Origin of the sequence: Nguyenibacter vanlangensis (genome assembly GCF_013376155.1) — a bacterium.
GTDB lineage: Bacteria > Pseudomonadota > Alphaproteobacteria > Acetobacterales > Acetobacteraceae > Gluconacetobacter > Gluconacetobacter vanlangensis.
In genome coordinates, this window is record NZ_JABXXP010000805.1 from 1 (window position 1) to 1,185 (window position 1,185).

Consider the following 1,185-nt stretch of genomic DNA (forward strand, 5'->3'; position numbering starts at 1 on the left):
ACGGGTTGAGCGAGGCGCATGTCGCGCTGGCCGCCCGCCGGGCGGAGCCGGCCGGCCGGGTGCGGATGGATCTGCCGGTCGGATTCGGGCAGTTCCTGATGCCGATGCTGGCGTCGTTGCGGGCGTCCCATCCCAAGGTGACGCTGGAATTGTCGCTGAACGACCGCCAGTCGGACCCGGTGGCCGATGGCTGGGACATCGTGGTGCGGGTGGGCGCGCTGCCGGCGACGGGCGACATGCTGGTGCGCCGGCTGGGCACGCCGCGCTTCGGGCTCTATGCCTCGCCCGGCTTCCTGGCGCGCAGCGGACCGCTCGACAGCATCAAGGACCTGTGCGGGCAGGAGGCGGTCATCTATCGCGGCCATGCCGGGCGGCCGATTCCCTGGGCGGTGACGGAATGCGGACATCAGTCCGACCTGGCGCCCAAGGCCGGGCTGGTGCTGGCCGACGGGCGGGCGATGGTGGATGCGGCGATCGCCGGAATGGGCATCGTGCAGATCTTCGACTGGATGGCGCACCCGCATGTCTGCATGGGCACGCTGGTGCATCTGCTGCCCGAGGCCGATGCCGACGGACCGCCCGTGCATGCCCTGATCCCGCTGGGCCGCCGCATGCCGCCCAAGACCAGGCTGGTGCTGGATCATTTGATCGAATTCTTTCGCGTTCCGCCGGCCTGCTGATGGTCCGGCCGCGTCACGCGCGGGTGTAGAAGAAGGAGGATGCACGGGTCGTGACGATCTTTTCCAGTGACGACGACATCGAGCGGATCGGGCGCGGCCTGCTCGATCGCACCCTGCCCAAGCCCGACTGGACCCATGCCGCGCATTTCGCGGCCGCGCTGTGGCTGCTGCGTCATCGCCCCGGCCTGGTCGCGCAGGGGCAGGTCGGCGCGATCATCCGGGCCTATAACGTGGCGACCGGCGGGGTGAACGACGACCAGGGCGGGTATCATGAAACGATCACCGTCGCCTCGATGCGGGCGGCGGCCGGTTTCCTGCGGCGCTATCCCGGGGAAACGCCGCTTTGGCACATCGCGGACGACCTCGTGGCGTCGCCGCTGGGGCAGCCGGGCTGGCTGCTGGACTATTGGAGCCGGCCGCGCCTGTTCAGCATCGCGGCCAGGCGGGGCTGGCTGGCGCCGGACCTGCGGCCCTTTCCCTGGTAAGGGCCCGGCCGGCGGGTTCA

2 protein-coding genes are annotated in these 1,185 nt (G+C 70.5%); both read left to right on the top strand.

What is annotated here, in order from left to right:
- A partial coding sequence (locus tag HUK84_RS19210; RefSeq protein ID WP_176641642.1) for a LysR substrate-binding domain-containing protein occupies positions 1 to 680 on the top strand: 680 nt, incomplete at its 5' end.
- Between the two features lie 50 nt (positions 681 to 730).
- Positions 731 to 1,165: a hypothetical protein gene (locus tag HUK84_RS19215; RefSeq protein ID WP_317135318.1), complete on the top strand. Its 435-nt coding sequence runs from the start codon at positions 731 to 733 to the stop codon at positions 1,163 to 1,165.
- Positions 1,166 to 1,185: the final 20 nt, after the last annotated feature.